General features: G+C 47.1%; 27 protein-coding genes, 1 tRNA gene and 1 pseudogene. 8 read left to right on the top strand and 21 right to left on the bottom strand.

The window, feature by feature from the left end:
- Window positions 1–125 precede the first annotated feature (125 nt).
- The 8 genes and pseudogenes from JSQ80_RS30015 to JSQ80_RS12620 all read right to left on the bottom strand — a co-directional run bounded on the left by JSQ80_RS30015 (window position 126) and on the right by JSQ80_RS12620 (window position 5,825).
- The gene (locus JSQ80_RS30015; protein WP_206095524.1) at window positions 126–395 is read right to left on the bottom strand and encodes a DDE-type integrase/transposase/recombinase; all 270 of its coding nucleotides are present in this window, start codon (window positions 393–395) and stop codon (window positions 126–128) included.
- Window positions 396–467: 72 nt separating this feature from the next.
- Window positions 468–605, bottom strand: coding sequence for an IS3 family transposase (locus JSQ80_RS30010; protein WP_418888902.1), 138 nt, complete (start codon window positions 603–605; stop codon window positions 468–470).
- A 146-nt stretch (window positions 606–751) separates the two neighbouring features.
- Window positions 752–958, bottom strand: a pseudogene (locus JSQ80_RS30005) (helix-turn-helix domain-containing protein); the annotation flags it as partial.
- 12 nt (window positions 959–970) lie between these two features.
- A complete protein-coding gene (locus JSQ80_RS12640; protein ID WP_206095522.1) occupies window positions 971–1,423 on the bottom strand; it encodes a helix-turn-helix domain-containing protein in 453 nt (150 codons plus the stop codon).
- 209 nt (window positions 1,424–1,632) lie between these two features.
- Complete coding sequence (locus JSQ80_RS12635; protein ID WP_206094201.1) at window positions 1,633–2,943, bottom strand: IS4 family transposase; 1,311 nt, start codon at window positions 2,941–2,943, stop codon at window positions 1,633–1,635.
- 264 nt (window positions 2,944–3,207) lie between these two features.
- Entirely contained in the window at window positions 3,208–3,534 is a 327-nt protein-coding gene (locus JSQ80_RS12630) for a hypothetical protein (RefSeq protein ID WP_206095521.1), read from the bottom strand.
- A gap of 13 nt (window positions 3,535–3,547) precedes the next feature.
- Window positions 3,548–5,413 (bottom strand): DEAD/DEAH box helicase family protein, encoded by a 1,866-nt coding sequence (locus JSQ80_RS12625; protein ID WP_206095520.1) that lies wholly within the window; start codon window positions 5,411–5,413, stop codon window positions 3,548–3,550.
- A gap of 154 nt (window positions 5,414–5,567) precedes the next feature.
- On the bottom strand, window positions 5,568–5,825 hold the full coding sequence (locus JSQ80_RS12620; protein WP_206095519.1) for a copper amine oxidase N-terminal domain-containing protein: 258 nt from the start codon (window positions 5,823–5,825) through the stop codon (window positions 5,568–5,570).
- A 277-nt stretch (window positions 5,826–6,102) separates the two neighbouring features.
- Here JSQ80_RS12620 and JSQ80_RS12615 point away from each other — a divergent pair, with 277 nt between their 5' ends.
- Together JSQ80_RS12615 and JSQ80_RS12610 are read left to right on the top strand one after the other, a co-directional pair.
- The gene (locus JSQ80_RS12615) at window positions 6,103–6,987 is read left to right on the top strand and encodes a polymorphic toxin-type HINT domain-containing protein (RefSeq protein ID WP_206095518.1); all 885 of its coding nucleotides are present in this window, start codon (window positions 6,103–6,105) and stop codon (window positions 6,985–6,987) included.
- A 5-nt stretch (window positions 6,988–6,992) separates the two neighbouring features.
- The gene (locus JSQ80_RS12610) at window positions 6,993–7,295 is read left to right on the top strand and encodes an immunity 53 family protein (RefSeq protein ID WP_087431812.1); all 303 of its coding nucleotides are present in this window, start codon (window positions 6,993–6,995) and stop codon (window positions 7,293–7,295) included.
- A 143-nt stretch (window positions 7,296–7,438) separates the two neighbouring features.
- Here JSQ80_RS12610 and JSQ80_RS12605 read toward each other — a convergent pair whose 3' ends face one another.
- The 6 genes from JSQ80_RS12605 to JSQ80_RS12580 form a co-directional block, all read right to left on the bottom strand.
- Window positions 7,439–7,654, bottom strand: coding sequence for a hypothetical protein (locus tag JSQ80_RS12605; protein ID WP_206095517.1), 216 nt, complete (start codon window positions 7,652–7,654; stop codon window positions 7,439–7,441).
- 245 nt (window positions 7,655–7,899) lie between these two features.
- The gene (locus tag JSQ80_RS12600) at window positions 7,900–8,064 is read right to left on the bottom strand and encodes a stalk domain-containing protein (RefSeq protein WP_240463643.1); all 165 of its coding nucleotides are present in this window, start codon (window positions 8,062–8,064) and stop codon (window positions 7,900–7,902) included.
- A gap of 71 nt (window positions 8,065–8,135) precedes the next feature.
- Entirely contained in the window at window positions 8,136–9,002 is an 867-nt protein-coding gene (locus JSQ80_RS12595) for an Mbeg1-like protein (RefSeq protein ID WP_206095516.1), read from the bottom strand.
- 970 nt (window positions 9,003–9,972) lie between these two features.
- Window positions 9,973–10,947 (bottom strand): diaminopimelate dehydrogenase, encoded by a 975-nt coding sequence (locus tag JSQ80_RS12590; RefSeq protein WP_206095515.1) that lies wholly within the window; start codon window positions 10,945–10,947, stop codon window positions 9,973–9,975.
- A 120-nt stretch (window positions 10,948–11,067) separates the two neighbouring features.
- A complete protein-coding gene (locus tag JSQ80_RS12585) occupies window positions 11,068–12,528 on the bottom strand; it encodes an ATP-binding protein (RefSeq protein WP_206095514.1) in 1,461 nt (486 codons plus the stop codon).
- Entirely contained in the window at window positions 12,525–13,220 is a 696-nt protein-coding gene (locus JSQ80_RS12580) for a response regulator transcription factor (RefSeq protein ID WP_240463642.1), read from the bottom strand. Before JSQ80_RS12580 ends, JSQ80_RS12585 begins: the two co-directional genes overlap by 4 nt.
- A 178-nt stretch (window positions 13,221–13,398) precedes the next feature.
- Between JSQ80_RS12580 and JSQ80_RS12575 the strand changes: the two genes are divergently transcribed.
- From JSQ80_RS12575 to JSQ80_RS12565, 3 genes are all read left to right on the top strand, one after another.
- Window positions 13,399–14,253 carry a CPBP family intramembrane glutamic endopeptidase gene (locus JSQ80_RS12575; protein WP_206095513.1) on the top strand — a complete coding sequence of 285 codons (855 nt, stop codon included), beginning with the start codon at window positions 13,399–13,401 and terminating at the stop codon, window positions 14,251–14,253.
- Window positions 14,254–14,415: 162 nt separating this feature from the next.
- Window positions 14,416–14,754: a L,D-transpeptidase gene (locus tag JSQ80_RS12570; RefSeq protein ID WP_206095512.1), complete on the top strand. Its 339-nt coding sequence runs from the start codon at window positions 14,416–14,418 to the stop codon at window positions 14,752–14,754.
- Window positions 14,755–14,979: 225 nt separating this feature from the next.
- Complete coding sequence (locus JSQ80_RS12565) at window positions 14,980–15,276, top strand: phosphatidylinositol kinase (protein ID WP_087431820.1); 297 nt, start codon at window positions 14,980–14,982, stop codon at window positions 15,274–15,276.
- Between the two features lie 67 nt (window positions 15,277–15,343).
- Here JSQ80_RS12565 and JSQ80_RS12560 read toward each other — a convergent pair whose 3' ends face one another.
- Window positions 15,344–16,216 (bottom strand): N-acetylmuramoyl-L-alanine amidase, encoded by an 873-nt coding sequence (locus JSQ80_RS12560; RefSeq protein WP_206095511.1) that lies wholly within the window; start codon window positions 16,214–16,216, stop codon window positions 15,344–15,346.
- 56 nt (window positions 16,217–16,272) lie between these two features.
- On the opposite strand from JSQ80_RS12560, the gene JSQ80_RS12555 reads away from it, so the two are divergent.
- On the top strand, window positions 16,273–16,515 hold the full coding sequence (locus JSQ80_RS12555; RefSeq protein ID WP_206095510.1) for a putative holin-like toxin: 243 nt from the start codon (window positions 16,273–16,275) through the stop codon (window positions 16,513–16,515).
- 78 nt (window positions 16,516–16,593) lie between these two features.
- On the opposite strand, the gene JSQ80_RS12550 is transcribed toward JSQ80_RS12555, so the two are convergent.
- From JSQ80_RS12550 to JSQ80_RS12535, 5 genes are all read right to left on the bottom strand, one after another.
- Window positions 16,594–17,112: a DUF3231 family protein gene (locus JSQ80_RS12550; protein WP_087431822.1), complete on the bottom strand. Its 519-nt coding sequence runs from the start codon at window positions 17,110–17,112 to the stop codon at window positions 16,594–16,596.
- 379 nt (window positions 17,113–17,491) lie between these two features.
- Window positions 17,492–17,596, bottom strand: coding sequence for a YjcZ family sporulation protein (locus JSQ80_RS29045; RefSeq protein ID WP_240463641.1), 105 nt, complete (start codon window positions 17,594–17,596; stop codon window positions 17,492–17,494).
- A 477-nt stretch (window positions 17,597–18,073) separates the two neighbouring features.
- Window positions 18,074–18,148, bottom strand: a tRNA-Thr gene (locus tag JSQ80_RS12545).
- A gap of 194 nt (window positions 18,149–18,342) precedes the next feature.
- Window positions 18,343–19,635: a hydroxylamine reductase gene (gene hcp / locus JSQ80_RS12540; RefSeq protein WP_206095509.1), complete on the bottom strand. Its 1,293-nt coding sequence runs from the start codon at window positions 19,633–19,635 to the stop codon at window positions 18,343–18,345.
- A gap of 142 nt (window positions 19,636–19,777) precedes the next feature.
- On the bottom strand, window positions 19,778–20,266 hold the full coding sequence (locus JSQ80_RS12535; protein WP_206095508.1) for a GAF domain-containing protein: 489 nt from the start codon (window positions 20,264–20,266) through the stop codon (window positions 19,778–19,780).
- Between the two features lie 189 nt (window positions 20,267–20,455).
- Here JSQ80_RS12535 and JSQ80_RS12530 point away from each other — a divergent pair, with 189 nt between their 5' ends.
- A complete protein-coding gene (locus tag JSQ80_RS12530) occupies window positions 20,456–21,409 on the top strand; it encodes an alpha/beta hydrolase (RefSeq protein WP_206095507.1) in 954 nt (317 codons plus the stop codon).
- A gap of 122 nt (window positions 21,410–21,531) precedes the next feature.
- Entirely contained in the window at window positions 21,532–22,539 is a 1,008-nt protein-coding gene (namA, locus tag JSQ80_RS12525; protein ID WP_206095506.1) for an NADPH dehydrogenase NamA, read from the top strand.
- Window positions 22,540–22,728: 189 nt separating this feature from the next.
- On the opposite strand, the gene JSQ80_RS12520 is transcribed toward namA, so the two are convergent.
- Window positions 22,729–25,308 carry a transglutaminase-like domain-containing protein gene (locus tag JSQ80_RS12520; RefSeq protein WP_206095505.1) on the bottom strand — a complete coding sequence of 860 codons (2,580 nt, stop codon included), beginning with the start codon at window positions 25,306–25,308 and terminating at the stop codon, window positions 22,729–22,731.
- Window positions 25,309–25,383 lie beyond the last annotated feature (75 nt).

Raw genomic sequence — 25,383 nt, 5'->3', positions numbered from 1 at the left:
GATGCGTTGAACTGCACCCCATTTCAGAGTTCCCCAGAATGCTTCCATTGGGCCATTATCAATACACCTGCCAACCCGGGACATGCTCTGGGTTAATTTATTGGCATCTAATAACTTCTTGAAGCTTAAAGAGGTATACTGAAAGCCACGATCACTATGTAGCATAGGTGTACTGTCTGGAGCAGATTTAAGGCCATGTGTAGCGTTTGAAATACAAGACGATTGTTGTTTGATTGTCCGAGAACATAGGAAACAACGGTGTTATCATAAAGATCCAAAACGGCGCTTAAATAAGCCCTCTGGCCACTTCTGTATTTGAATTCTGTTACATCGGTTAACCACTTTTCATTTGGTGCATCAGCATGAAATTGACGGTTTAATAGATTCTCAGCCACTTGCTGTGGGAATGATTGTGCATATTTTTTTCTCTTTCTATGAATGAGTGATTGGATTCCTGCCAGGCTTCATCAGGCGGTTACGCGTTTATGGTTAATCCTTTGCTTTGTTTCCCGACACAAATGAAGGGTTAACCGACGATAACCGTAGATGCCGCCGACCTTTTCATAGAGGGAGATCATGGCATCAGAGAGTTGTTGGTTTTCCATTTCACGGGAACTGGGTTTACGGTTCAACCATTTGTAATAGCTGGACCGTGAAATACCTGCGATTTCACACAGCAACTGCACGCTTAATGATTCTGCTTGTCGAATGGCTTCAATGGCACGGTAGACCATCTCTTGTCGGTGTTGGCTTAGCGTCGCCTCCTTTGGAATTCTTGTAACTTTTTTAGGAAAATATTTTCCGCCCGTAGCCGTTCATTCTCATATTCCAACTTCTTCATCGCCAGCTTTTGGCGCTCTACTTCGGATAGCTCCTTTGATGCCTTCTTTCGTCCTCGTCCATCTCGCAAAGCATCCTTGCCACCAGCTTCATACTTCTTTACCCACTGGTATACTTGCTGGTAAGAGACTTATTGGTTTGCTGTCTTCTGGTACTCGTGGTCATGGGCAAGACAATAAAGGACAATATCCACTCGTTCTTGCCAGGTTGTAGACCGCCCCTTAGCCATAGCTTTCGCTCCCCCTACATAGGTTTTTAAGCTGCTATGACTATTATATTTCTTAATCCAATTACGGAGTTGGGTTCGAGAGGCAATCTTGTACTTACGGATAATTTGACTTTGTGATAATTCCTCAAATAGATAATCTTTGACCGCTTGAAGCTTGAGCTCTGCAGAATAACTTCTGTTGTGGGTCTGATGTTCCAACCCTTCATATCCGTATAGTTCATAACGATCTCGCCATTCAATCAATGTAGTTGTTCCGATACCGTGCTTTTTGGCGGCGGTCTCTAATCCCATTTCACCATTTTCAATTTCCTGTAACACCGCCAGTTTCTCTTGCACACTCCATTCTCTTCTCATGACAAAGCTCCCCTTATAGTAGAAGGTTTTTATTATTTCACCTGTCTACTTTAAGGGCAATGTCATTAAGTTAATAGAGTAATGACCTGCGGATGTAAAATTGGTGAATGACTATAAGCTTAGTCGTCCGCTAATTTTATATTTCTGGCATGACAAATACAGATGCACTACCTGCATCTGTGACGTAGTCACTCTCAACTTGGAGTTGTCTATGATACCCTACAGGTAAACCCAACAGCAGATATTGGGTTTTGGAATCGTGGGAATTTTCTGCCTTTCCGTATTAGAGATAGATGTTTTGCAATCAGATCAAGAAGACTATCTTCTGAGAGTTTATCCCTAAAATATTGCCTACAAATAAGCATCGCAGCCGAGAAGTTGATTCGCTTGGTTGCTTCATTGGGAATCTGAGCTTGATGTGCAATTAAGGCAGAGAAGTTGTAAAGGATGAAACGAGAAAATACTTCTTGTAGCATGGAACTCGGCTTTTTACTATGTAGATTCACTAGCCCTACAGCATATTTGAGTTCTCGGAAGGAGGTCTCTATGCCCCAACGCCTATTGTAGAGTTCTTTAATTGTATCAGGCGGGAAATTCCCGGAATCTAAATTTGTAAAAACTGTTTCATATGATACATCAGAAATGGCAAAGCGGACAACTCTGAAGCACAAATCGTATAGGCGATCATCTTTTGGATAAAGATAATCAAATGTTGTATGTGGCTGTATCCAACGATATCGGACAGGGTCTTTTTTCAACAAGGACAAGGTTTGCTTAGTTTGTCGTCTTGTTAGCGACAGTGTGACTTGGATATCAAACTCGGCCTGGTCTGGTACAGCTAACTTAGAAATGATTCCGTAAGACTCCTTTGAACGTATAATGTAATTCCATGATTTTTCCTGAAAATGGGCTATATTATTAAAAGATTCATAGCCTCGGTCTGCTATAACTATGACTTTTCCTGAATAATTAGATCGATCTACCATAGTGACAAGGGCTTTGTGTTCGTTCATCCCTTTTTTCCGTTGGACAGACGCATCTACATAAACATGCCGCATCAAATCATACATGGCGTCAATATGGACTAAATTATACCCCTTAGTATTGCTCTCATTTTTCATGTACGATTCTGAATCGTTCGGATTTGTAGGCAGTCGTAAGTCAGTACCATCTACTGCAAATAAGCGATACCCATTAAACAACACGCTTTCATCGCATGATGCAACAAATCTGTGGAATAAGGTTTCTATAGCGCTTGGCAATATTTTTTCGCGTTGTTGGACAAAGGCTGAAACCGATGCTGTATCTTTAGAAAAAGAAAACCATTCGTAGAGTTCCTTACAAAGGCTATTCCCTCCCATACCGATTAGCATTTGAAGCATAGTCTCGAAAGTTAGTTTTCGGTTTCTTGAAAAGTCGTGACCAGGTCTCCTAACATAGTCATCCAGTGTAGCTGCCATTGATTTGATATTGTTTGATAAAATTTCCTTGATTTTTGAAGGTCTAAGCGTCGTTTTCATTCAGCGTTCCTCCTTGAAAAGTGTCTTTAAGGATTGGACGCCGATTCCCCAGCTTTGTCAAGTGTTTTTTTCTTTTTGTGAAGTATTTTTTATGTCTACCTAATCAATAGAGAAATCCCAATTACCATAAATCTTGTGGCAATCGGGATTCTAAAGTAGTTAACTTAATGACATTGACTTTAAGGGGAGCATATCACTTTCCCAACGGCTCTTTTTGGAATTCCGAATCTGCTTCAGCATCAGATTCACTTCCAGTATACACCATCACCCAGTTGTTTGTGGTGTTTTATCAAGAGAACACAACTGCATTCGTAACTTAGATATTTCATCTTTTCTATCAAATAGCGTTTCAACATTTGTTCCTTGTACCGCTGTCAGTTTCATTAGTCTGTCTTTATCATCAAAATAATAATTGAAGATAGCCCTTGTTTCATCTTCGAGGACACACATACACTCAGCAACGAGTCCTTTGGGGCTTGAAGAGAATTTTACATATTCATAGTTGGGTAACTTAGCGTTATTTATAAGTTCAGATGGCATTAACACATGACCGTATTCTAAATCATGAAGCGCCTTAATTTCCTGATTCAACTATAACACTCCTTTATTTTAATTCTGATTCAAGAATTTTTTTCAGTAATGAATAAATCTCCTCTGCACGTTGTAAAGCAGCTTCATACTCTTCCGGTTTCCATGTAGATCGATCATCATTGCCCACCAGTTCATTTACTCGAAACTCAATATATGCAGCGAGCATCCCTGCATTGTTTGGGATCCGTTTAGGGATCCAACTATATTTCCCTTTAAAAACTCTTGAGGAATTTAAATCAGTTCCCTCTTTTGAGATATTATATTCTAAGATTAATTCCGGTACCATTTCTTTTTTTATCCGATCGTCTAAACTTCTTTTCTTTCTGTAAAGAAATTTATCTGGACGCAATATTTTTGAAGAAGGATTCCCTTCGTCCTGACGTCTTATCATTTGTTTCAGTGCTTCTTCTGGGATATCAGGAAGAAGTTCTTTCAATTTTTCTATCTTTTCAATCTCCGCTTTTTGTCTTGCATTTCGTTCCTCTAACAGTTGAGTGTCGATAAATGTATCTCTTTCAGTTTTACCTTCGCCGTCTTCTAAGACTAATCCTGTTGTCTTTTCAATTCTTTTTTGGGAGACTCTCTCCAATGATTCTTCTTCACGATTAATATATTTTATAACATCACTTTTCTCTTTTTCTTCCTTGTAAAACTTCCATAGCTCTTCTAGTCCCAATTCTTTGTGGTGGACTACACAAGCAATATTATCTTCAGGAGTTGAGGCTTCATCAGTATCGATCGACCTTAAAACCCTGCCTATAAATTGTTCGTAGGGAAGTGTATTTCTAAACGGCCTAAAAATTGCAGCAATAGATAAATATTTATGATCATATCCTTCGCCTAATTTCGCCACATGTATTACCACTTGGACTTTATGATTTTCTATAGCCTTTAACCTTGATGATAAATCATCCTTTTTTAATCTACTGTGAACCAACGCTACACTTTTTCCTTGCTCCTCATACAACTGCTGTAATTGCTCTGCGTGCCAAATACTACATGCTACGGCAATTATCTTATGTGGTAACCCGGTCGTTCTTTTCTCATCAAGGAGTCTTAAACTTTCCCCTACAACTTTTAAACTACATTCTCTAGAGAACGCAACCGACTTAGTAATCCAATCTTCATCTTTTAAATTCATACTCCTAATTTGTTCAATTGAGTACAGAGTCTGATCGTTTTTATTAAGGGTTAAAAACAATTGATCTGGAACGTAATGAATTCTTTCTAAACTTTTTACATATCCACTCGCCATTGCTTGACTAAGTGGATATTTATATATAAATTCCCCCTCAATTTTATCACCATCACTTCTTGTAGGGGTTCCTGTAAGTTTCACTACTTTCGATTCAGAAAAGTACTTCATTGATGTTTCCCAAGTTGGAGCTGTTGAATGATGAGCTTCATCAACTATTATCATGTCAAAAAAGTTAGTAGGAACACGTTTTATCAAAGCACTGTCTAATCTCTCTTGTAATTTATGTATATTTAACACAACAATATTAGACTCCTGTAATTCCCAATCACTTGTTTTAGAATCGTATTCAATTACTGATGGTAAATCTTCAAATTTGGTAAATATTTTTCTTGAAATCCAAAAGTTTTGTGGGTGCTCAGGATCGAGAGAATCTAATACTGCATCTTTAATAACGAGTTGGGGGGTTATTATTAAAACACGCCCAAATGAAATACCAAATGGTGCTATGCCCATAAGTCCAGTTTTACCGACACCTGTTGGCAATACAATTACAGCATGCTCGCTATTTTTTTTATGAACAAAATGATCGTATATAGCTTGGTAGGCCAATATTTGTGGTTCTCGTAAATCACTATTAGACTCAATATTAGGCATAGATTCAATAAAATAAGTGAGATTCACTTCAACTCTACTCCTTTTGTCTTAAGTTATAGATACATAACCTTTCGACAATTGGGACTAAATACCTCTAATTGAGTTGTTACAATAAGGAAATTTATTAAACAAGACCACTCTGGAAAATACACCCCGCAGTTTTAACTACGGGGCAAAATATTTACTTTTTTATGATGACTTTCTTATCTGACCCATTCCATTTAACCATTGCATCGATCATTTCCGCTAGCGCACGAACCGGAGCATATGCCGAACCGTCAATAAACCTACAGTTAGGCACAGGCTTTCCATTGAATTTGGCGTTCTTACCGTCCCATCCGATTTTAGCGCCGAGCGCTTCCCCGACCGTCCGAACCGGCGCGAATACGTAGCCGTTGATAAGCGGTCCCTCGACAACCTTTTTTCGTTTACTTCGCAAATCCATCATTTAGGTAATTATTACAAAACTTTAAATACATAAATCACCATTTTTGTTATACTCAAAAACGTCATTTTTTGACAAGACATATTCCATCCGTCATCCCATATATAGACAATTATTGCTGTGTGACGCGATAAGGGGGGAAAGAAATGATTATTGTCTGTTTGCTTGATCTCAACCGGAGCATGGACATGAAGTTCATGGACGACAACATTCCGTAACTAATCATGAACGCAGTATCCGGTTAAATTTCTTTTATGAGAAGGAGAAGAACATGAAAAAATTAATTGCTTTGATGTTATTTTTTATCCTTTCATTCACCAGTATTCCTCTTGCTTCTGCTCAATCCATCGCTAATTGCAATTTGCATTGCTTCTCTGCCGGCACGCCGGTACAAACGAAGACAGGATTCAAGCCTATAGAACAAATCCGCATTGGTGATTTTGTTCTAACGAAGGATGAACTAACAGGAAAAACAGGATATAATACGGTTATTGAGTTATATCAGAGACAGGCCGCTGAGACGTATCAGATTACCGTCAAAGGAATGACGATAACGACAACGGAAGAGCATCCGTTCTGGGTGCCCGGCCAAGGGTGGTTGGAAGCACGGTATTTGAAGGTGGGAGACCTGCTTCAGAATCCAGAAGGCAAACTGTATCCGATTGATCGTATTAAAATCAAGAATGTTAAGACATCCGTATATAACTTCCGTGTCGAAGGAGTACATAACTATTTCGTAACGGAGTTGGAAATATGGACACATAATTGTGGAGCCGGGGGAATAAGAAATGTACCGATGAGAGCACCTACAGGCGGAGGTGGAGGCTATAGCCAGACGTCTAAGGGGATTGGTAATGTTGTTCAGAAAAATACCGGAAAAGCTAAAAACTTCATGAAGTCTGATCCACAAGCCACAGGAGATCATACGGTTCTAAAAAGAGATCCTAAAACCCAGACAGTTACTAATTATGAGACCTATAAATCTAATCCATTGAATCCAAGTGGATTTGATAAGGTGCAACGTTATGATGGAATAGGAAAAAGTCACATTAATAAGATAACAAAACAAAATGTACCTACACCTCATGTTAATGGTAAGTCGATCCCTGGAGGAGTTAGGCCAGCATATCCAGAGGAAATTCCAAAGAGGAGGTAAAGACATTGGAGACTTTAAAATGGCTTCAGAACTGGTATTATCAAAACTGTAACGGTGATTGGGAACATTCCTATGGTGTGAAAATTGATACTGTTGATAATCCCGGTTGGTCTGTTGAAATCAATTTGGCTGATACTTATTTAGAGAATGAACATTTTGATTCGATAGAAGATGAGAGAGACGATCAAGATTGGTTTTACTGCATTGTGAGGGACGGAGTATTTCAGGGTGCTGGCGGGGCAATGAATTTAGAAGAAATACTAAATTGTTTTAGGCAATGGGCTTCAAGCGTAGATAGATATCAGTGATTCTCTGTTGCGGTAATTAGTCCGTCGAGAGCAGTTTAAACGTGGAACTGGACAAAGGCAGGGATGCTACGAAGTCCTGTCTTTGTGGATTTTATTATGTAAATAGCCGTGGGATGCCTTCCCAACGGCTATTTGTATGATGACTATTTTATTTCGTACCATCTTGTAACCGTGACCTTACCATCTCTGTCTCTGCAGATCTGCTTATAGTACTTCTTAGTTTTTCCTCCGACTTTTTCTGTTTTCTCTAAAACTTTTGGATAGCATGCTACTACTGTAGCCTCTGTTTGGCTAGGCAAACTGATGAAGATCATAGATGCGCCCAAAATAATTGCAGTGATTTTAATTAATTTTGACACAAATATCATCTCCTTTAATGTATATGTTCTACACATAAATACTAAATCCTTCCTTTAATAGAAAATATATTTATATTCAGATGTAATATGGATGTCGTAATTACGCTCCAAACCACTGATTTATCGATGTCTAATTAATGTAAAAAGAGCCGCAGGGGTGCTTCCCCATAGCGGCTCCTAATAAAATACTATATATTTCAATCCACATCCCCACAAAGGGGAAGACATAGATTATGCTATTGTCATTAGGCATGTTTGTCAATGACGGCCTTTCGTTCCTTCCCATCCCATCTCACGGTTGCACCTGCCGCCTCGGCTACGGCCCGCACCGGAGCGTATGCACTACCATTTATTTGGTACTTACAAACCGATTCAATTGTAGATGTCTTATGATATGAAACATGTTCCAAATGAAAAAACGCCCACCGACGTATGATGACTTTAGTGGGCGTTGGGTTATCTACGGTGTTAAAGCATCGTATTACTTTGGTAAATTACCGTTTTCCTTATACGGTTGTGCATAATAACTTTTTATACTATGAGCTCCATCATATCCTAATGCATATAGCTTTCTCTTCTTTCCTATGTGCCCATCGAACAGGAAGTCACTGACTAGATCTCCTTTGACAATAAAATTAATCGGGTCGCTATATCTAGTCGTTACTCTATTCCAATGTTGATTATTGCGGATTAAACTGGCATATTTTTTATCACTTCTGCTAGGTTTCCAATATCCAGGCGCGTTAAATGTCTCGGCATTTTTAAGTATACGGTCGTCAATAATTCCATATTCGTTTATTCTATAGACCATATACTGAGCGATCCAACCGCCTAATGAGTGACCTGTAAGCGATATTTTATAGCCTCTGTTATTATTTGCCACTCCCTTTACAAAGATTTGTGCCGGAGCCAACTGCTCCCTAGCACTGGCTCGATTCATTGCTAAATCAAAATCCTGTTTAAAGTCTAAAAAGTCATGCGTACCACGGAAGGCGATGACAATTTCATTAACCCGGGGATTTTTAAATGCAATACCAAAGAACCCTAGATTGCTATCCCCCATCCTGTCAACTACTACCCAATCCCTCATTGTGTCGAATGTGGTGATTTCTTTTTTATAGTTCTTACTTAAGGAGTTCAATTCTTTAAACAAAGTTTTTTTTCCGGGTTTGTTCAAATATGAACCCAATCGACCAGTTTCAAGATTAAAATAAGAATAGTGACTCAATTTAACCATTTCTAGTGTACTCGCATAGCTGGCCTTAGCAGATACAGAACCAATATTAAAACTAGACAACAAAGATAGAGACATAACAGTAATGAGAAACATTAGTGAAAACTTTTTCAAAACATTAACCACCCTTTTGTATTGTAATCCGCAGTTCACCTTGTGTTTTTGGTTTTAGTGAATTGCTATATAAGCATACGAGGATTGCCGTCAGCATAGTACTAGACAATGATGACAATATTCCGTGTTAATATGACATTCTATAAGACAATATCTCATCGTAGATCGGATGGTTGAATCTACAAAGCCTGTTGTATTGCGGTTTATGGATGACGAGCGCCTTCATGTCAGCGCTCGTTGCTCGTTTAACTGTGCCCTTTGTCGGTGCTTTCGCCACGTCTCTCACCTCCTATTTACTGCTATTAATTGACCAAAAAAAGTTTTTGGGAAGTCGCTCTATTAGAAAAGGCTCCCCCTCCGCTCCCCAAGGCTCTTATTCTGAATCTTGAAGAGTGTGGGCTACCTGTTTTACACTTACTCTATCGCCTCGCCCTTCTGGTGCCGTTGCAGTCCTAAGTCACACTCGATGGAATCACATACATGTGCGGCTCTCACTACCCATGCTTCCTTCCCTTCATTCGTGAACATTCATCCTGAACCAATTCCAGGTATTCTTCTAACGGGTAGATGTGATCTACCGTTGTAGCCGGTAACCATTCCAGCAACTTCATTTCCCCCACCATCCTTTGCCCAAAACGGTAGACGTCTGCCGATCCGCTGCTGCATAATAAAAAGCCGCTGAGTATTCAGCGACCTCATGTCATGTCATATTCTTAAAATTGCTGCAGCAATCCGTTCGTGAAGCTTTGGGCATAGAAAAGCGGCCCTGATTAGGCCGCTTACTTTTTTTATGATATTGAGTGCATATCCCGCTCCGCCGAACAACCGCAGGTCATTGCCAGAACGGGCGCATGCCGACCGAGACCTCCCGATCCTTCCTTCGTATGAAGTGATCCCTTACTTGCCCGCATAATGGCGTTAGCCCCAAACCAAAATTCGATTCAGGGCTGTAAATCCTTGATATATAAGATTAAAGAAGCTCCTTGCGCAATTGCTCCGGTGACTTAGGAGACATCAGGCCGAACGGAATGTCGAATACCGTGCGCGCGCCGGATTCTCCGCGCGCAGCCAGTTTGTAGACGGCACGCGCGTAAGCCACGAGCACGCTGGCGGTAAACTCCGGATTGCTGCCAAGGTTCAGTCCGAACTCCATAATTTGCGAAGTGCCTTCACCCGTGACGCCGCTGCGGAATACAAGGCCGCCGTGAGGCATGGCGGAGTGGTTCGCCTTCAGCTCTTCCTCACTGATGAAATGTACAATCGTATCGTAGTCGGCGAAGTAGTTCGGCATGGACTTAATTTCTGCTTCGATACGCGCTTGGTCCGCACCTGCTTCAGCTACGACGAAGCACTCGCGCACGTGCTTGTCCCGTGTCGCCAGCTTCGGATTTTGCCCCGCGCGGACTTGCGCCACCGCCTCTTCCGATGGAATCGTATATTGCACGCCGTTCTTGACGCCTTCCACCCGGCGGATAGCGTCGGAGTGCCCTTGGCTTACGCCGCGGCCCCAGAACGTGTATTCATTGCCCTCCGGCAAGATGGATTGGAACAATAGACGGTTAAGCGAGAACAAGCCCGGATCCCAACCCGTCGAAATGACGGAGATGTGTCCGTTCGCTGCCGCTACCGAATTTACGGATTCGAAATATTCCGGGATGCGGGCGTGCGTATCAAAGCTGTCGACGGTATGGAACATACGGGCAAGCTGCGGCCCTTGCTCCGGCAGATCGGTTGCCGAACCGCCGCACAGAATCATAACATCGACTTTGCCTTTGTATGATTCGGCTTCGTCCAGCGACACGACCGGAACGTTCGCTTGAATGGATTGCGGATCGCGGCGCGTAAAGATGGCGACGAGCTCCATATCTGAATTTTGGCGAATCGATTTCTCGACCCCTTTGCCAAGGTTGCCATAACCTACGATACCAATGCGAATTGCTGTCATATGGTGTTGCTCCTTTCGTAATCACAGATCTTTCTCTAGTATAATATGGATTTCCACAGTCAAACATAGATTATTCGAAGAACATATTGCACTTCCTGCGCACTACGCCTGCGCTGCGCTTTACGGGTTACGGCGCTCCCGTTGTTGCCCCGGGAGCGTCAACGTCACGCAAGCGCCGCCCTCGTCAAGGTTGGAAGCCTGGATAACGCCGCCGTGCTTCCCGGTCAGCAGCTTTGCCATGTACAGGCCTAGTCCCGCGTGGCCTTTATGGCGCGAACGCGACGTGTCGCCCTGAACAAATTTATCGAACACGGTATCCAGCGCGTGCTCAGGGAATCCCGGCCCGGTATCCGTAATTTTCATCATAAGACTATATTCCGTCAATTCGGTCTTCCACGATATGGTTCCGCCTGCCGGGGTGAACCGCATGCTGTTGGCAAACAGGTTATCCAGCATTTGCGACAGCCTGTCCGGATCGAACAGCACGGAAGTCCGCTCTTCGCGTTTGTCTTCCAAAGTGTATACGAATTGAATGTCCCGTTCCCCGCACAGCCGTTCGATATCAGATGCTTTGTCCTCCATGAACGCCCTGATGTTCACAGCGCGCCGGTTCAGCCGGAACTCCGGCGTCTCCATTTCCGATACCATATTCATCTCCTGCACTAACCGCGCAGCGCGCTTCGTATTTTTATCAATCGTCTCCAAATAGCGCTGCAAGCGCTCCGGGCGATCCGCCCCGCCCTCCAGCAATCCTTCTACATGACCCTGCACAATGGCAAGCGGCGTTCGCAAATCGTGGGCCAAGGCGGCTACCATATCACGCCGCTCTTGTTCAAGCCTCCATTCGCGCTGGAGCGATAAAGACAGTTCCCGCCTCATCTCGTCGAAAGCCTTTACCAGCTGGGCGATCTCGGTCGTGCCTTCATAAGAGAAGCTGAAGTCCAAATCACGCCGCTGCACCCGTTTCGTTCCCTCGATCAACGCTTGAATCGGCTGGCTCAGCTGGCGGCTGAATCTCCTGCCGAACAACCAAGTAAACAGGATAACAAGCAGGAATGGCAAGAGCGTAATAAGCGTTACCAATAGGCTTGTAAATGGATTCTTTGGCTCGTCTCCGGCGGTTACGGCAAGCACATACGAGAGAATGACCGCCCCCTTCAATTCACCTGCCGTATTTACGATTGGCATCACGGAGCGCGCATGGCTGGAATCGATCATTTGGGTAGAATTAAGCTGCGCAATCAACTCGTGGCCACCGTCAAGCTGCAGACCTTCCAGTGTCCCATACACAGGCGATCCGTACTGATCCACAATCGCGTAGGACATCCCGTTGCTGTCAATAACCTGTTCTAATGGTGCTCCTCCGCCCTCTTGCAACAGGCGGTCCCCCTCCGCCTTCACGACTTGCCAGATGGGCGGCACTTTTTTTTCATAATAATTGGCAGGTCTAATCCAATCTGCTTGTCCTTGTACCATCAACCATAAGATTGTTGCCCATACGGCCGCGGTCAAAATAAAGCTGAGTCCGACGACCAGACTGAAATAAATGATGAATTGGCGTTTCAGAGAGCGAGCTTTCACGAACTAGCCCCCCATTTGTAGCCAACGCCCCATACGGTTTCGATCCAACGCGATTCGGGATCTGCTGCGGCCATCTTGGCCCGGATATTTTTGACGTGCTCCGTAACGGTAGCGTCATCTCCCACTGCATCCAGCCCCCACACCTGCTCATAAATGTGTTCGCGCGCGAACACCTGTCCCGGATGCAAGGCAAGCAGCTCCACGATGGCGAACTCACGGCTCGTCAACAGCAAGGGTTGCCCCTTGCAGCGCAGTTCATATCCCTTGACATCAATCGTCATAGAGCCGAACTTGAGCAGCCCGCTGTCCCGCCGCTGCGTGCTGCGGCGTTCCCGCCTTAGATGCGCTTCAATACGCGCCTTCAGCTCCCGGAGGCTGAACGGCTTGACGATATAGTCATCGCCCCCGGCAGCCAATCCGTAGATCCGGTCGGCTTCACTTTCCCTGGCGCTAACAAATAGAATCGGGCACTCGACGCGATCCCGCACTTGCTTGCAAAATTGAAATCCGTCCGTGCCGGGCATCATCACATCCAGCACGATCAAATCCGGCATCCGCTCCGAAATGAGGCGGTCCGCTTGCTCCGCGTTATAAGCCGCCCGTACCGCATAGCCCTCATCCACCAGCGCATCCCGTATGAACACGGTCATCTCTTCTTCATCATCGACAAGCAAAATGCTCGTTGTCATCATGTTCTCCGTCTCCCCCGCCCAACGTTTTCCTTCTGTTCAGTGTAATCCAATATTCTTCTGCGGAGCAAATGAGCCGACTTTATAAATTCTTGAGAATTGCGGTGTAAGCTGACAAATGGATGAAGCTCCGCATGTAAGATACATCCCGCGTGATCGGCAAAGAAAGGAACGATATTGCATGAATTCAACCATTAACTCGAATTGGAAAAAAGAAGCAATTTTATACAGTGTGCTAGTGCTTGGCTTGACCTTGGCCGCCAACTTGAGCGGCGTGTTCGAGCTTGTCGGCGTCAGCCAAGCCTCACCGCTCATCGCGGTGCTGCTGTTGCTTCTGTTCAGGCCAAGACGGAAAGAGACGCTGTTGTCAACAGGCATGACGAAGCTCGGCAGCCTGCGCTGGTATATCATCGCCCTGTTATCCGCCGTTCCGGTCATGGCAGGTTTTGCCGCAGCATGGGGACTTGGCTGCATAGCGTTGCCGGACGCCCATGAATTTAGCAATGGCATGACCATGTCCGCTTACTTCCAAGTCATTGCCCGCAGCTTTTTCAGCCCGAACATGCTCATCATGATGACCCTGTTCTCCTTCGCCGAGGAGATCGGCTGGCGCGGTTATTTGCAGCCAATACTGACTCGGGACATGGGCGCGAAGAAGGCGATTATGATTACAGCGGCCGTATGGGCCGTATTCCATTACCCGTTCTACTTGAACGGTTACAATGAGGACGGACTTCCGCTCGTGACGATTGCGCTGTTCACGGCGATGATATTTCCGTTATCCGTCGTAATGGGTTGGATCCGGCACAAAAGCGGCAGCCTATGGCCCGCTGTCATCATGCATACGGCCATCAACCATAGCCGCAGCTGGTTCGAAGCGCTGTTCTATCACAAGCAGGTTGGCTGGACGTATGTCGCGGGCGAGTCAGGCATCGTCACGCTCCTCCTGTGGAGCGTTGCCGCCGTGCTTGTGTGGCGTTCGCTATCCGATTCCGGGACGGCGGCCCCCAACTCCGGGAAAACCGCCAGCCTATAGGTGGATGGTTGTCAGCCACGACGCACAACATTGCCCTGTTGCAACTCAAAAAAGCGTGCAGATAAGGTATCTTGCGACACTTCTTCTGCACGCTTTTCGCTACTCCCTATTTTAACAACACCCATCCGATTGGCATACTCTAATGGAAAAGGAGTGGACGTTATGCCACAATACCGGATTATTGTCGACCTGTCGGACCGCAAGCTATATCTCTTGGATGGAAACATCGTAGTCAGGGAGTTCCCCGTTGGGATCGGGAAGATGCTTACCCAAACTCCGACCGGCGAATATACTATCATCAATAAACAGCCCAACCCAGGCGGACCATTCGGAGCGTTCTGGCTAGGCTTGTCGAAGCCGCATTACGGCATTCATGGCACGAATGCTCCTTCCTCAATTGGCAGGCAAGTGTCCCATGGATGTGTCCGAATGTATAACGAAGATGTACTTCAGTTAGCCTCGCTTGTGCCCGTACACACCAGAGTGACCATTCGCCCATAGCCACGGCCACGACACCCTCCAAGCCTGCCTGAGTTCGTCCTTCCCACTGTCATTCCTGCCATGAGCTGTACATATTTTGATCCATGTCACGTATGATCTTATCGCCACGGCTCCATGATCCCCCTCAGACCAAGCATGAGTTTCCGTTATATAGGCTATTGCCGTGAGCAATATGGGTTATAATCCATAGACTATTGATGAGATTAAACGCCCAGGAGGTTATCTATGGATACAAATTATTATCAGCACATCTGCTGGACCTGCATGAATAAATATGTAGGGATACGAACAAATGATGGTCACTCACACGATGGATTTATTGCTCATGTCGATCAAAATTGTGTTACCCTTGCCATTCCAACTGATGAAATGATAGAAAGATTGGACGGATTGCCCGCTCAAGAATCCACCTATAGACAATTCGGTTTTCATCCTGGTTTTTTTCCTCGACGCCGCTTTTTTCACCGCCGGATTCCCTTCTTTGGAATTAGAGAGTTATTCCTGCTTCCTTTCTTTATATAATCAATGGAGGGATATGGGAGCAGTATTCCCTTTCCTTTTGGCGTATCAAACCGGGAAATTAATTGGATTACTTACGTTTGTGTATGCGGTGAAAAGCCCCGGACTTCTCCGGGGTTAATATGATCAGGGGATATTGAGAAGGCAAATCCTGTTGCGTGATCAGTGTGTTACCGTTGGATGCGACTTTCTTCTCTTGTTCATTCCAGCTGACTGTTGCGCCAGCAGCTTCAGCTAACGCCCGTATTGGCGCATACGCCTTCCCGCCGATCAGTTGCCCGCCGGTTACATTATGGCCGTTAACTGACGCCGTTTTACTGCCATTGTCCCATCCAATTGACTCGCCTAACGCCGCACCGATGTCCCGGATTGGCCCAAACACAAGGTTGTTTACAAAAATGCCTTGCGCAGCCTTTGCCCCATTCACTTCGATAACCACCTCATTGGTGTGCTTCCGAAGCTTTTGCAACTCTTCCTTGACCATATTGGTGAACATGCCCCAATACGGAAGCAGCTGCGAGGGGCACAGCTTACCCGACCATTTTTGATGCGGAACTACGCGATCAGCCAATAGCTTGTGCCGGTTAACAAGAACGGCAGCCAGCCAAGCTGCATTCCGCCACGCAACATCCGTTTTCATTCCGATGAACATGCATACTTCAATGCCGATGCTCGCCTTGTTCCCCGGACCGCCGCCGTCTCCAGCATGCCATCCTTGTTCGTTGTCGCGCAAGTGCTGGAAAATGTCCATATCGTCCACGGTATAGTGCCATGATGCTTGCCGCCCGCCGCTGCCATCCAAAATATATCGCGCATGCGATTCGGCAGTTCCTTTGAGGTTGTCGGTATTATGGATGGTAATCCATTGCGGGACCATGGGCTGGCAATGGGACGCGCTAATGGCAACTTGTACATCGAACCGGATCGAATGCCAGATAGGCATTAAAAGGGCTTTATTGGCGGCCTTGGCTGAGTCTCCTGGAAGGGAGGTGAACGCCTGTGGAGGTTAAAGACGCATTGCTTTTCATGATTGGTTTCCGTTCGCTGATAGCCGGGCTGCTGGGGCTTGTCGTGAAAATTATTGCGCTTGTCACAAAAAGAAATAAACCGCCCCCGGCAAAGGTAACGGTCTCCGACTCTGAAGCGGCTATTGCATTGGAGTCGTGTTCGCGCACGGCTCCTTTTCTATTTATATGTTATCATGATGGAGACAAAGGGAGATTGCGCTGCTCCAGAAAATAGATGCGGTAGCCGAATACAAACAAATCCTCCGAAAGCCCTACACCCTCGACATGTAAGTGGTTAAAATAATCTTACTCGTTATTTTTCAACAAGCTCCGGTCTTTTTACATGCAACGGGGGCGGTACCAACCATCCCTTTTCTTTACTCATCTGAAGAATTTTTAAACCTAATGCCGCTTTCGTCAAATGATATTTTCCAAATAGCGCTCCAATATCTTCTCGAATCGATTTCCCCATTATCTGGCTGCATGCTACCATGCTGGCCGCAGTGTCAGCTGCAATCATAGGCGTAATTTCTTGATCCGCAAGTCTTGCGCCAACGGGGATCTCTTCAAGTTTAGCTTCCGGCCTTTTAGGGAAATTCGGAATAGCAGCTATGCCATTGTTAATTAAAATCTGATCGCATTCTTTGGCTTCCAGTTCCGCTTGATTAATCAAATCGTCTAATATATTTTTTAGATCCTTGTCCCCGGCGTGATAATGGTAAGCCTGATAAACGGAAATGCTTCCTTTCGCTTTCACCGAGAATGCCCATACATCATACGTTTCACCGTAGTGAAGGGGTTCATCTTTGGGATTGCCGCTTAAAATACCCATTTTTAACATCTCCTTGTCAATTTTGTAAGCCGATTTGTTATCAGATCTTTGGGTTAGGTGGCGGTATTTGCAGCTGCAGTTCTGGTAGCATTGTTGCCTTCCGATGTTAATGTTGCCTTTGTAAGGGGCCTTTATCCACATAAGTTTTTACCAGCAGCAGAATCTCGAACTCCGTTCTTGTCGTTTCAATCAGTGATTCATCATATCCCCAAGCACTTTGGAGGTTGTAAATGGCAGCACATTTTGTAGTACATACTATTACACAGATGTAGGGAGCGTCCTAATTTGGACAAAAAATAATCCTGCTAAGTAAGCAGGATTTATAAATGAACACCGGCGAAGAGATAGCAATGTAAACCATTACGATGGCATAATTAACTTAAATGAAACCGCGAGAAACAATCACTAGAAGAATGAAGAGAACCAATATTACACCTGTAGAAGTAAAGAGAGAACCGTAACCTCCTCCTGCAGCTACACCCATGGGGAAGACCTCCTTCTCATTTTTGTACCTTGGTACATCCTCATTATATTGTGTTGAGTCGCAGTTTGACTTGGTTACTGCCCACTATCGAGTAGATTAGTCAGATTTCACGAATCCTTTACCTCTTCCGAGCAGCGGAGGCACATTTTCCGCATTCTTGTGATTCTTTATCAGAATGTTTCAAACAATCATTCCCGCATACTGCGCAGATATACGCGCATAAATAACAAAGGTATTTAGAGGATTCGCTTACATCTCCCTGATTAGAGTAGTCCCTGACAATACATTCATAGGTATATGTCACGTGAGCAACCTTATGGAATATATTCGTTCCCTTTCGATTTGTTACATTGGATGCTTTACTTAGATAAAGGATAGAAGAATGTTAGAAGACTGGGTTTTTGGATTTTTGGATTTTTGGACAGGAAAAGCGCGGCCCCCGGAATCCCGGAAGCCGCGCCGTTATCGACATGTAAGTGGTGCTGGTGAAGGGAATTGAACCCCCGACCTACGCATTACGAGTGCGTTGCTCTACCCCTGAGCTACACCAGCAGTTTAACAACGAAAACTATTATATATAATTTGGCGAAAAGTTGCAATACCCTCTTCATATTTTCTATATATTACATAATGAAAGTGCGTATCTGCTGCTCCTATTCCACTTTTCGCGTTCATTGTTGCCACAATCATTCATTCTATTTTATTTACGATGTTTAACTAGGTCAATAATCTAGTCCATTAAAAATCTAGACAAGACGGAGCATAGCCTTCATATCTTCCTGCGCGTCGCCAATAAGCTTCAGGCCGAACAGATCGGTCAGCACATTCATTACGCCCTCAGAAATAAATTCCGGCGGCTTCGGTCCGATGCGAATATCGCGGATGCCCAAGCTGAACAGGCCCAGTAAGATGGCAACCGCCTTCTGCTCGAACCACGAAAGCACGATCGAGACCGGCAGCTCATTTACGCTGCAGCCGAAAGCATCTGCGAGCGCTTGAGCTATCTTGACCGTGGAACCGGAATTGTTGCACTGTCCCAGGTCGATGTACCGCGGAATCCCCGTATCCGCAACCGTCCCGTATTCAACATCGTTGAAGCGGAATTTGCCGCAGGACGTCGTGAGGATAACGGTATCGTTCGGCAACGATGTCGCAAGCTCGCGATAATATTCGCCGCCCTTGCCCGGCGCATCGCAGCCCGCGATGACGAAGAAACGTTTGATTTTTCCATCCTTGACCGCTTGGATGATTTCTGGCGCTAGCCCGAGCACCGTCTCATGGTGGTATCCCGTTGTCAATGTTTGTCCGCTGTCCACGTCTGCCGCTGGCAACGCAAGCGCCCGCTCGATAAGCGGCGTGAAGTCGTCATTTACGATTTTGGCCACTCCCTCGAGCCCGGCCACCTCATAGGAGAAGAACCGATCGGCATACGTGCCTTTTATCGGCATGACACAGTTCGTGGTAGCCAAAATTGCGCCGGGGTATTGCTCAAACAGACGGCGTTGATCGTACCACGCTTTACCGATGTTGCCCTTCAAATGCGGGTATTTTTTCAGCGCTGGGTAGCCGTGTGCCGGAAGCATTTCGGAATGAGTGTAAATGTGGAGGCCTTTGCCTTCCGTCTGCTTCAGCAATTCTTCCAATGCATACAAGTTATGTCCGGTCACGACGATGGACCTGCCCTCAATCTTGTTCTGCGGGACCGTGACCGGCTCGGGAATGCCGAAGTGCCCGGTGTGAGCCCGATCCAGCACATCCATGATGCGTATGGCCGCGCCTCCTACCTTCATCGCCATATCAAGATGCTCCTGCACATTGAAATTGGAGTTGGTCAACGTCATGTAGAGCGCTTCATGCGTAATACCGTCAACCTCCTCATCGATATAGCCAAGCTGCCGCGCATGCGTTGCGTAGGCCGCGATGCCTTTCAAAGCAAACACAATCGTATCCTGAAGACTTGCTATCGTTTCGTCCTTGCCGCACACCCCGACGACTTTGCAGCCGCCCGCTGGCGTCTGTTCGCATTGATGACAGAACATTCACGATTCCCCCTGTCAAAATGGATTTCTGACTCCAACATACTAAATATGGAAGTCGCGTCGAGTGCGCACGATCACACAAAGGATGAACAATTTAGCACGAAATCAATTTCATTCATTTGAACCGGACCGTCATCCCGGTTCACTCCGATTCCGACATCAAGGCAGCGACGATCTGCTCCAGCGCAGCTTGATCCGCCTCGTTAAAGCGATCGGTAATCGGGCTGTCAATATCGAGCACCCCGATCAGCTTGCCATCCTTCACCATCGGGACGACGATTTCCGAACGGGAAGCCGCATCGCAAGCAATATGCCCCGCAAAAGCATGCACGTCCGGAACAATGAACGTGCGCCGTTCCTTGGCCGCCGAACCGCAAACGCCGCGCCCGATCGGAATGCGCACGCACGCCGGCATTCCTTGAAACGGCCCGAGCACAAGCTCGCCTCTGGCCTCGTCCATTAAATAGAAGCCTGCCCAATTTATATCCTTCAAGCCTTGCCAGAGCAACGCCGAAGCGTTTGCCAAGTTCGCAATGAGATTCGGTTCCCCTTGTATCAATGCGGATAATTGCTGTGTGATGAGCGGATAGTCTTTCTCCCGGTTTCCGGTATACATTGTCGGTGTAAACATGTGTTCAGAGCGCCTCCTCATTGCTCGTCTTGCTGGTCCATAGAGAGATTATAGACGTATCATATCACAAGAGGCGCCTCTGGCGAATAGCAGGCCTGCATTGAGATGGACACAAAACTATCCATAGCTTTATCGATATGTCCCTAACTATAATGAAGATAATAGGAGCAAGAACAGGAGGCATCTCTCATGTTAACGAACACGTTCACGTTTACCGATCCACAGCGTATCCAGGTTTATGTGTACTGCTGGAGGCCAGAGAATGCGCATGAAGCCAAAGGAGTCGTGCAGATTGCGCATGGGATGACGGAAACGGCTCGACGTTATCAACAATTCGCCTCGGCGCTTACCTCTGCCGGATATATCGTATACGCCAACGATCACCGAGGTCATGGGAAGACTGCGGCTTGCGAAGAAGATTTAGGTTATATCGGCGAAGACGGCTTCAACTGGATGGTGCGCAACATGGTCCAACTGACCGAGATTATTCGCAAAAACCATGAAAAGCTGCCGATTTTCTTATTTGCCCATAGCATGGGCTCTTTTCTCGCGCAACAATACATAACGGAGCATGCCCATCATATCAACGGCGTCATTTTATGCGGCAGCAACGGGCCGCGCGGTCCAGAAATATTGGCCGGTGCCGGGCTGGCGAAGCTGCTCTCCAGCGCTCGCGGTTCGCGTCACCGCAGTTCATTTATTGACAAAATGGCCTTCGGGAGCTTTAACCGCAAATTTAATCCAAGCCGCACTCCATACGATTGGCTCACCCGCGACAAGGACGAAGTGGATAAGTATGTTGCCGATCCGCATTGCGGCTTCTTAAGCACGGTTGGCTTCTATCGGGACTTCTTCAAGCTGCTGCGGCATATACATCGGCCGGAAACGATGGAGAAAATACCGAAGGAGCTGCCCATCTTCCTCATAGCGGGAGATGCCGATCCAGTAGGCATGTACGGCAAAGGCGTGCTCCATCTGGCGGACCTCTATCGCCACATGAATTTGAAGCACGTTGAATGCACACTGTACCCCGACGCGCGCCATGAGTTGCTGAATGAAACGAATCGCGAAGAAGTAACGGCAGACTGCCTTGCTTGGCTGGACCGTGCCGTACGGAACATCGTGCAGGAGCATTTCGAATAACTGCGCCGCAAAGCGTAAACAGCAGGTGTGCAGTGTCAAGGAAAAGCTCCATTTGTTTCATCATACATGCAGGGGTATAATGGGATTGGAACCACAACCATGAATATATGGAGGGATTTTTCATGCCCCGTTTATTTGAACCTTTAACTTTACGCGGTATGACGATACCGAATCGAATTGTGATGTCACCGATGTGCATGTACGCTTGTAACGAAGACGGCCTGGTGAACGATTGGCATCTCGTTCATTATACGTCCCGGGCAGTCGGTCAAGTCGGGCTGATTATGGTAGAAGCGACGGCCGTCACTCCGGAGGGACGTATCAGCGCGCAGGATTTGGGCATATGGAGCGACGAGCATATCGACGGACTGCGCCGGTTGACCGACATGGTTCATGTCCACGGCAGCAAAATCGGCATTCAGCTCGCTCACGCCGGACGCAAGGCGACCGTGCCCGGCTTGATTGCGCCCTCTGCCATTCCGTTCAGCGAGGATTATGCGCTGCCGGAGGAAATGACGCAGGAGAATATCCGGCGGACGATCAAAGCATTTGCGGACGCGGCGCGCCGTGCCGAGGAAGCCGGATTCGACGTCATTGAAATTCATGGTGCGCACGGGTATTTGATTAATCAATTCCTGTCCCCGCTTACGAATCAACGGCTGGACGGTTATGGCGGCAACGCAGAAGGCCGCTATCGCTTCCTGAGCGAAACGATTGATACGGTGCGCGTGGCATGGAACAAGCCGCTATTCGTGCGGATTTCCGCGAACGAGTATGCCGAAGGCGGCAACGCCCTCGAAGCGTACATCGACTATGCCCGACGCATGAAGGATCAAGGGGTTGACTTAATTGATTGCAGCTCCGGGGCAGTCGTTCCGCATCCAATTGACGTGTTCCCTGGCTACCAGATTCCGTATGCGCACGCCATTCGCCAATCGGCGGGCATTGCCACAGGTGCCGTCGGTCTCATTACCGAGCCTGCGCAGGCCGAAGAGATCGTGCATAACGATCGGGCGGATCTCGTCTTCCTTGGACGGGAGCTGCTTCGCAATCCGTATTGGCCGCGACATGCCGCACAGGTTCTGCGGGCCAAGCTTGCAGCGCCGAAATCATATCAACGCAGCTGGTAAACTAGCCGTTACAATTAAATTGATGAACAATATGCATTGCGCGTTATATTAAGCTATCAAAGACGAAGGGCGGCCTATGGCCGCCCTCTGTGTATGCATGATAGATGATGTCTATCATTTATTCCCGATAAACGTGCCTTGCGTTTGTTATTCCGGTATTCCGGTATTCCGGCCACGCCCTCCCGCGACCTACATGTTCTTGACGGTCTTGACGATATCCGCTCCAATGCCCAGCTTATAGCCCTGGGATTGGTAACGAACCCGGTATTGATGATCGACAATGAGAACGAGCGGATACTCTTGGCCGTTCCATTCCGTTATGGAAGGCTGAATGACTTGCAAGCAGGCACCTTCCGCATCCACATCATAAGACATGCGGGCAGGCAATCCATCCATATTGAATTCACCGCGGTTTCGCTGCTCTTCAACCATTAGAGCAATCCGACCGCCCCATTCATCCAGCTCTGGCTTCAACTCGCGCAGCTCGCGAGCGAGGTGCTTCGAAGGCTCCCGCTCCGGATCGAGCCATGCCAGCACGAGTCCTTGCTGCGGAATATCAAGCGCCGCTGCCTCTGTAATCACTCTCCACTGTTCTGCGGTAACCGCTCCGATCACCGGAACGTGAACCTCTTCCCGGCGGAACGCGATTGGCACAAGGGCCACTTCTCCGACCGGCACCGTGAAAAAGGTCAAGCGAACCAACACTGTCCCATCCGACAGACGCGTGCCCGTCGTCATCCGGTACTCCCCGCTCAAAACCTCAATCGGCTTATCGTACACGTCTTTTTCCCCGAACGGGAACGTAAGCGTCCGATAAACGCCATTTTCGAGCCGCGCAATCGTAAAGTTCTGATAGTAGGCTGCCTCTTGTCCGCCCTCGTCGCCGCTGCGGCTGAATTGGACATAGCCGCCTGCCGTTGAATCGGCGGCAGCGCCTGCTTCCGGCCGATCGGTATGGAAGCTTGCATCATGCCACTCACCTGCTTGCCAATACTGAGGCAGGGCATTAAGCGGCTCTAGACGCGCCGGAATGCCTATGCTTCTCGCAATGGCGACGAAGCAAATATCGCGGCTTAACCGATCGGCGCTCTTCAGTGCAAAGGTGCCCTCTGGTGTAGCCATGCCCGTATATCTGTCCAGATCGCTCACGATCGTAATCTCTCGTGCCAGCCGGTCTGCCAAGGCTTGCGGGTTATCCGCGTATCTCAGTTTGTCCGTATCGGAAATCTTCCGCTGGAAAAATGCACGGTACGGCGCAATCATCTCGAAATGAACTCGCGGGCAAAGCACATATGGCACAAATAGAGTTTCCTCCTCCACTCGTTCGCGGTATGGGAGTGCGCCTTCCAAGTGATCTACCAAGGACGGGATCATCGTATCGTGCAGGTCCTTCTCGCGCAGTGACTCCAAGAGCTTGAGCGCCCATTCGCCATGGCGGGGTGTCTGTTCCTGCAAAAACACAGCAATTTCAGAGCTGTTGCCTCTAGCTGTCAGCATGATTTTCCGTACCCGTTCAGCTGGCAAGTCCAGTTCCCTGGCAAGCGATTCGGCTTGTTCCGAATTCCAGAACGCGGCTTCAAACGCAGCGCGTGCAGCCGTCCCATGCTGAACCCGGCGATCGTTGCCTTGACGTTCTTCATCCGTCATCATGTCATCGCTATTATCCGGGATTTCAGGCGGCGGCACCATATCCCAATCCAGCGATCCAGCATGCATCCGCTTCGATTCAATCGCAACCTCGAACACATCCGCCTCACCGACCGAGATTTTGCGGCAACCGCAGCCTTGTTCATTGCGGACATGAATAAGCAAATCTCCGTATCCCGTCGTGAACTTGGCTATCCCGGCTTCATCCGTTGGCAATGTCGAGACAGAGTAGAACTCCGCGAAATTGTACATTTGAAAATGCACTTCCGCAGGTGCAGGTTCCCCCTGTTCATTAATGACCTTAATTGTGATCGTCTTATGCGGGGCATAATTGCCTAGAAGATTGATTTCCGTATACCAAGAATGATCCGAACACGTTTCTTCCGGCCCGTTATAATCTGCGGACACGCGCGTGTTAACGAGCATAGCTCTGCGTGAAGGCGCCTTGAACCAGCCCTCGTTCAAACGTCCTTCCGGCTCGCACGCTCCGAGGAAGTACCATTCTCCATCCGCCCAGGCTTCGACCCACGCGTGGTTCGAATCGCAATGAGCCCAACGCGGCGTATAGCATTGGCGTGCCGGAATGCCCAGACTGCGCAGCGCGGCGACGGCAAGTGTCGATTGTTCCCCGCAACGGCCCAGTGTCGTACGGATTAAGGTCAGCGGGGAGACGGTGCGCTGGTCGGTCCCGACATAGGTCGCCTTCTCATGACACCAATAGTTCGCTTCCAATATAGCGTCCTTCATGGACTTATCTTTGACACGGTCATACAGCTCGCGGAATATGACCTCCCGGTTGCCGTCTACATTCTCGTTGTTTACGCGATATGGCAATACAAAATTCATGAACATGTAATCCGGAATTCGGCTTCCCCAAGGCACCAGTTCGCGTGTGTGCAAGGTCTGGCGAATGTGCGCCAGAAAAAAATGGCCGTCATAATCCGCCAGATCGTGAAGCGGCATATAGGCATACAAAAACTTCAGCAGGACACGCTCTTCAGCGGTCAAGGATTGGTCAAAGACACCGAACAACTCCCGATCCCGGTGCTTGGCCAAGTTCCGTTTATATTGAAATTTTTCTTCAATACGGAGTAACATTTTTTCATCTGTTGTGTATGTCATTTCTGAATTCACCAGCCTCATACGTAAAATGTCAATCGCGAACGACAACATTCGCCCATGCCGCATACAGCAATT

Source organism: Paenibacillus apiarius (genome assembly GCF_017052585.1).
Classification (GTDB): domain Bacteria; phylum Bacillota; class Bacilli; order Paenibacillales; family Paenibacillaceae; genus Paenibacillus_B; species Paenibacillus_B apiarius.
The sequence above is the reverse complement of the archived record's forward strand: the minus strand, read 5'-3'. Positions and strand labels throughout refer to the sequence as shown.